The sequence below is a fragment of the Corallococcus exercitus genome (assembly GCF_003611585.1).
Taxonomy (GTDB): Bacteria; Myxococcota; Myxococcia; order Myxococcales; family Myxococcaceae; genus Corallococcus; species Corallococcus exercitus.
Genome location: NZ_RAVW01000525.1, coordinates 1 through 6,032, shown reverse-complemented (window position 1 = coordinate 6,032; position 6,032 = coordinate 1). Strand labels below are relative to the sequence as shown.

The window sequence follows — 6,032 nt, the reverse complement described above, 5'->3', positions numbered from 1 at the left end:
GGTGGGCACCGTCCGGCAGCTGCCGGACGGTGCCCACCTTCACGGGGGCGGGGGTCGCGTCCTTCGCGGCGGGAGCGGCGTTCTCCGCGGGCGCCTTGGCGACGACCTGGAAGGGCATCAGCACCACGGCGCCAAGGGCGAACAGCGCACCCTTCAGCCACCGGCGGGGTTGGGTGGGGACGACGTCGACATGTTCCAGCATGCGGAGCCTCCTGTGCAGCGCGTGAAGGTGGGCCGACGCCCCAAGCGCCGCTGCGCTGCCGGGGGGCCGGGTGATGCCAAAGGCAATCAGCAGTTCGCCGTAGTCCGCGGGCTCCGCGCCGGTGAGGCGCAGCGCCTCCGCGTCGCACGCCTCTTCCCGGGCGAGCGCGTACTCACGGGCCGCCTGGCGCGCGAGCGGGTGGAAGAAGAGGACCGTCTCCGCCAGCGCCGGCACCCAGCCCAGCCACAGGTCCCCACGACGCAGGTGCGCCACCTCGTGCGCGAGCGCCATGCGCAGCGCGTCCTCCGGCAGGTCGCGCACCGCCTTCGCGGGCAGCACGATGACCGGCGACATGAGCCCCGCCGCCAGCGGGCTCACCACCTCGTCCGACACGAGCAGCGTGGGCGGACGGCGCAGGCCCGCTTCATTCGCGAGGAACTCCGCCTCCTCCTCCAGCACCGGGTGACGGAAGGGCCGCGCACGCTCGCGCATGCCGCGCACCTGGCGATACGCCTGCACATGCCCCCGCACCTTCCAGACCACGCCCGCGCCCCACAGGACGAGCAGCGCCCACATCATGCCCACCGTCCACGGATGCGAGCGGAGCGCCTCCACGGAGCCCCGGACGAAGGACGCGAGCCGCGCCCCGAGCGACGGGACTTCCGAAGCCACCACCGTGGGAGCCTGGTCCTTCCCTCCCGGTGACACAGGCCCGGACACCTGGATGCGCGTGGTGGCCTCGCGGGCGTCGGGCGCCGTGCGCAGGGTGATCATCACCGCCGGTGTCTGGGATTGCGCCCCTTCCGCGCGGAACGTCTGGGATTGCGCGCCGGTGCTCCCCGCCGTCGTCGCCTCCACGGGCAGCAGCGCGAGCGGCATGGGCTTTGGCCAGCCCAGCGTGAGCACGAACTTGAGCGCCACCAGCCACCACAGGCCCGCGCGCACGGCCGGGGGCAGGCGCGGCAGCGCCCGGGCCACGCCCCAGACGACCAGCGCGCACAGCGCTCCCTGCCACGAGGCGCGCCACACCGACTCCGACCACGACGACCACCACGGCGAGGTCATGAGAGGCGTCATGAGGCTCACTCCTTCCGCTTCTGGCGCAGGCGCGCCACGACGTCCTGGAGCTGCTTCAGCTCTTCGTCGGACACGTCCTCCGTCTCCGACAGGTAGGTGACGAACGGCGACAGCGAACCGCTGAGCGTGCGCTGCACGAAGTTCCCTACGACGTCGCGCAGCAGCTCTTGCGTGGCCACCGGGGACGCGTACTGGAACACCCCGTCCACCTTGCTCCGCGTCAGGTGCCCCTTGAGGCGCAGCCGCTCCATCACCGTCAGGATGGTGGAGCGCGCCAGCCCCTGCGCCTCACCGAAGCGCTCGGCCACCTCGCCCACGGTCGCCGGCCCGTGCTCGGCCACGTACCGCAGCACCGCCAGCTCCTGCTCTCCCACCGGCTTCTTCATGCGCCCTGCCCTCGTGACGACAGCTGTAGTCAGAAAGGAAGGTACGCCTGACTACAGCCGTAGTCAACTCGAAGTGAGTGAAGAGCGCCGGCCTTGCCCAGGCAGCGCGAGCAGCCCTGGCATGCACTGACAGGCTCCCGGGCGCCTGCTCCCCCGGCTGCTCAGGAGCGTGCCAGTTGGGAGGAGCCCGTGTGTGTCCTTGTCTCTGTCGGAAGGACAACCAGATTTCCTCCAGCCGACTTCAAACCCGACACACACGGAGATTTCCCATGAAGCTCCCTCTGTTCGCGGCGATCGCCGCCCTGTCGCTGTACGGTTGCAGCCACTCCTCCAGCGCGCGTGAGGCCTCGTCGCCGGAAGCCGGCGCCATTGGCGGCTCGGGCAGCGCTGGCAGCACCCAGGACACCAGCGGGAGCATCGACTCCTCGTCCTCGGACTCCTCCTCCCAGGAGCTGCCCGGTGAGACGGGCAACGTCAGCGACCTGGAGAAGCGCGACCGCATGAACGCGCCCACCGTCTACGAAGGCGAGGCCACCGGTGGCTCCGGCGCCGCCGACGAGACCGTGAAGACCCAGGACGGCCAGAAGTGGGACGTGCAGCAGAACACGCCCACCGACCTGGGCGACACCCAGGCTCCCTCCGGCGCGGTGAACCAGAACCGCGACCCCAATGAGAAGGGCAACCTGGGCACCGAGGGCGGCACCGGCGGCTCCGGCGGCTCCGGCTCCACCAGCTCCGAGGGCAAGAGCGAGGTGAAGGACGTGAGCGGCCAGTCCGAGTCCGGCGCCCTCAACAGCGACACGGACGACTCCAGCACCGACAGCTCCAAGGTCGAGTCGGGCGCCACGCCCGACCCCACCCACTAGGCTCGCGCCCCACGTGAGGGCGGATACCCGGTAAAGCCCGCACGCGGGCCGCACCGGGTATTCGTCTGTCCACCCCGCGCCGCGCCAACTAGAGTGAGCACCAATGACTGGTGCTCCCCTCGTGGCCCTGCTCGCCCTGCTTCAATCCCAGTCCTCCACCGTCGAGGAGGTCCCCAATGATCCGCAGGCGCAGGAGGGATTCTCCGCGCCGGAGTCCTCGGGAAGTTCGGGCGGTTCGGGAGGCATCGGCTTCCGGGCGCTGCTGGAGGTGGGACCGCTGAGCTTCCCGTCCGGGACGCCCGGTGGGGAGCAGGACCTCTTCGGGTACGCGTACCCGTCACTGGGCGTGGATGGCGGCGAGGACTTCGCGTTCATGCTGGGCGCGCCGCTGCGCTTCCGGCTGCTGGACAACGAACCGAAGCAGAAGGACCAGGACTACGGCGCGTGGCTGCGGCGCGAGGACTGGGACGAGCGCAGTGACTACGGCCAGGTGGTGCGCCTGTTGCGCATTGGCGACGAGTCTGGCCGCTTCGGCCTGCGCGTGCAGCCGTTCCTGGAGGAGTCGCTGGGGCGCGGCTACCTGGTGAACCGCTACGACAACCAGCTCAACCCGAACTACCACCCGGCGGGCGGCACGCTGTCGTTCACCGCGGGGCCCGCGCGCGTGCAGCTGCTGGCCGGCGACGTGCTCGCCGCGCGCGTGTTCTCCGGCGAGCTGCTGCTGGACATGGGCCGCATCGTCAGCGACAGCGAGGGGAACTTCGACCGCTACCTGGTGCGCGCCTCCGCGGCGCACGACTTCGGCGAGGCCGGCGGCGTGACGCCGGAGGCCACGCTCGCGTCGGTGGGCGGCGAGTTCGCCATGTACAAGGGCGAGCGGCTGCGCTCGTGGGCCCTGGTCGCCGGCGGCGCGCGGCTCAACGATGGCGCGCAGGACGTGGGCGCCCTCTTGGGCGTCGCGTTCGAGGGCAACTTCAAGGGCACGCAGCTCAGCGTCACCGTGCAGGGGCGCCGGCAGGGCGGCGGCTTCCGCTTCGGCTACTTCGGCGCGGGCTATGAGCTGTCGCGCTTCTCCGCCGTGGGCTTCTCCGAGGGCCCCCAGGCGGACCAGCGCGTGCCCAAGGACTTCTCCGGCTACCTGGAGCTGTCCGTGGCGCGCGGCGACGGGCCGGACTCCACGGAGGTGGTGGCCAGCGGCGCCGTGGAGTACTCCGCCTTCGGCCGCGCGGACGGCGACCTGTCCCTGAGCTTCAGCAGCCCGGGCGGCACGTCGCGCGGCATCGCGCGCGTGGTGGTGGTGGGCCTGGGTGACAGGCCCCGCTACTCGGTGGCGGCGGAGTTCCGTCAGCGCGTGCTGCCCGCGATGTACGTCTGGGGCTCCGGCGCCACGGAGTACTTCCCGCAGCCGGATGACTCGCTGGTGCGCGGCGTGAGCGTGGGCGCTGGCGTGGGCGTGGACTTCGCCCGCCATTAGCCAGGCCGCGCGCTCACCGCGCGTCCGCTGTACTCAGGGCCCCGCCGTCCCGCCCTCTTCCTGCACGGAAGCGCAGGGCAGGATGGCGCTGTGCCGGGCCGTGTCGCACGGCTTGCCGACCAGCCACCGCGACAACAGGCGCACGCCGGAGGCGAAGAGGCCGTCGTCGCCCTTGTGCAGGGCCTCGAAGAGGGACTCGTCCAGCACCGACTCCTCCGGGTCGATGAGGAACTCCTCCGGCTCCAGCGGCTTGAAGAGGGGGTTCTGGTCGAACACCGTCTCCAGCGGGTGCGGACGCAGCCGGTGCTGCCCGTCGTGGGCCAGCCGATCCAACGTCTCCACCAGGTGCGTCGCGGCCACCAGCGGGCGCAGCGCGGCCACGCCCGCGAGACCCACGTGCTCCGCCATCAGCGACACGCGCACGCGGCGGATGGCGCGTGACACAGCGTCCCCGGGCGCCTGGGCCTCCCAGCTCAGGTTGAGCTCCGAGTCCAACCCCAGGCTGCGGTTGGTCGTGTTCGCGGAGCCGATGGTCATGAACGTGTCGTCCACGACCAGGACCTTCGAGTGGATGTACGTGAAGACGTCCGAGCCGTCCTCGTCCTTCGCCGCCGAGCCGTACACCGCGAAGCCGTGGCCCGTTTCGGAGGCCACCTCGCGCAGCGCGCGCAAGAGGCGCACCTGGGCCACGCCCATGGCGATCTGCTCGCGCAGCGCCTCGGGCTGACGGGGCAGCACCAGCATCACCTGGAGCCGGGGCCGTCCGGCCGCGCGCATGCGTTTGACGAGCGCGTCGTAGATGGCGCGCGAGGAGAAGTACTGGTTCTCGATGTAGATGAAGCGTTCTGCCGCGTCGATGGCGTCCAGGTACAGCGCGCGGATCTCCTGCACCTCCTCCTGCGGAGGCAGGATGGTCTTTCCAAAGGTGCGGCTGATGGCCACCGGGCCCGGAGGCGCGGGCATCGTCGCTTCGAAAGTCAGGTCGTCCCGGTTCACGGGCTCCAGGTGGATTTCACCGCCACCCGAGTGCGCCCAGCGCGCCTCGAACAGCTCCGCGAGCGGCTTCACCGCGGGGCCCGTCAGCACCGTCTGCACGTCGTGGTAGGGCCCGTGCGGGTCGCGGCCGGAGTCGCAGCGCAGCTTCGAGCGCGCGGGGTGGTCCCGGTCGTCCCAACGGCAGTCACACACGTCCATGCCGCCGGTGAAGGCCATCACGCCGTCGACGACGACGAGCTTCTGGTGATGGGCTCCGTAGAGAGGACTGGAGGAATCGAAGCGGAAGCGCAGCCGCTCGTTCGTGGTCCAGTTGAACAGCACGTTCTGCATCCACTCGCGCTCCATGGCGAGCAGCATGCTGAAGTCCCAGGCGAGGATGTAGACGTGCAGCTCCGGGTTCTCCCGGCACATCTGATCCAACAGCGGAAGCAGCCGGACCTCGCCTCCGTTCGCCTCTTCCAGGTCCTCACCGCGCAGCAACGTGACGTCGCTGTCGAACTGCCAACCGGTGATGACGATGGAGCGGCGGGCCTTCCGGATGGCCCGATACAGCTCTCGGTAGTAATCCCGGGCGTCCACCAGCACGCCCGCGTCATGCGTTTCCGTCCGCGTCCAGCAATTGCGTCCGGGGATGAGAATGGATTTCACGTCGGTCACCTGGCCCTGGAGTGGATCAATTGATGTGTCCGCGCCCGGCCGGCGGCAGCATCACCCCACGAAGACAATGTGCTTGCCGGTCGCCAGCGTCATGTCGGTCGAGGAGACAACCTTGGCCACCTTGCGAGCCTCGCCGCCCACGGTGTCGAAGGCCGCGGCGATCAGGTCACCGAGCGTCACCTGCACGCGCCTGGCCTGCTTGCCAGCGGAGGACACGGCCTTGACCGTCTTCGCCTTCATCTGACGGGCCTTGCGCTGGATGGTCTGCTTCTGGGTCTTGGTCGCCATGGTCTTTGTCTCCTGAGGATGAAGTGTCTGCCCGTCTGCGTGATGTGCCGTACCGCCCCGTACCGCCCCGTGCTGCCGTGCTGCCC

Annotated in this window: 6 protein-coding genes; 2 read left to right on the top strand and 4 right to left on the bottom strand. The window is 70.3% G+C overall.

Annotated elements, in window-relative coordinates; translation table 11 throughout:
- Together D7W79_RS37630 and D7W79_RS37625 are read right to left on the bottom strand one after the other, a co-directional pair.
- On the bottom strand, positions 1-1,279 hold a 1,279-nt coding region (locus D7W79_RS37630), incomplete at its 3' end, for a M56 family metallopeptidase (RefSeq protein WP_147442247.1).
- Positions 1,280-1,284: 5 nt separating this feature from the next.
- Positions 1,285-1,665 (bottom strand): BlaI/MecI/CopY family transcriptional regulator, encoded by a 381-nt coding sequence (locus D7W79_RS37625; protein WP_014400122.1) that lies wholly within the window; start codon positions 1,663-1,665, stop codon positions 1,285-1,287.
- A gap of 269 nt (positions 1,666-1,934) precedes the next feature.
- Between D7W79_RS37625 and D7W79_RS37620 the strand changes: the two genes are divergently transcribed.
- Entirely contained in the window at positions 1,935-2,531 is a 597-nt protein-coding gene (locus D7W79_RS37620; protein WP_120530089.1) for a hypothetical protein, read from the top strand.
- A 103-nt stretch (positions 2,532-2,634) separates the two neighbouring features.
- A complete protein-coding gene (locus D7W79_RS37615) occupies positions 2,635-4,005 on the top strand; it encodes a hypothetical protein (protein ID WP_120530088.1) in 1,371 nt (456 codons plus the stop codon).
- Positions 4,006-4,038: 33 nt separating this feature from the next.
- Here D7W79_RS37615 and D7W79_RS37610 read toward each other — a convergent pair whose 3' ends face one another.
- Both D7W79_RS37610 and D7W79_RS37605 read right to left on the bottom strand, forming a co-directional pair.
- On the bottom strand, positions 4,039-5,649 hold the full coding sequence (locus tag D7W79_RS37610) for a phospholipase D-like domain-containing protein (protein ID WP_167497790.1): 1,611 nt from the start codon (positions 5,647-5,649) through the stop codon (positions 4,039-4,041).
- 60 nt (positions 5,650-5,709) lie between these two features.
- Entirely contained in the window at positions 5,710-5,946 is a 237-nt protein-coding gene (locus D7W79_RS37605; RefSeq protein ID WP_120530086.1) for a chaperonin, read from the bottom strand.
- Between the last annotated feature and the right edge of the window lie 86 nt (positions 5,947-6,032).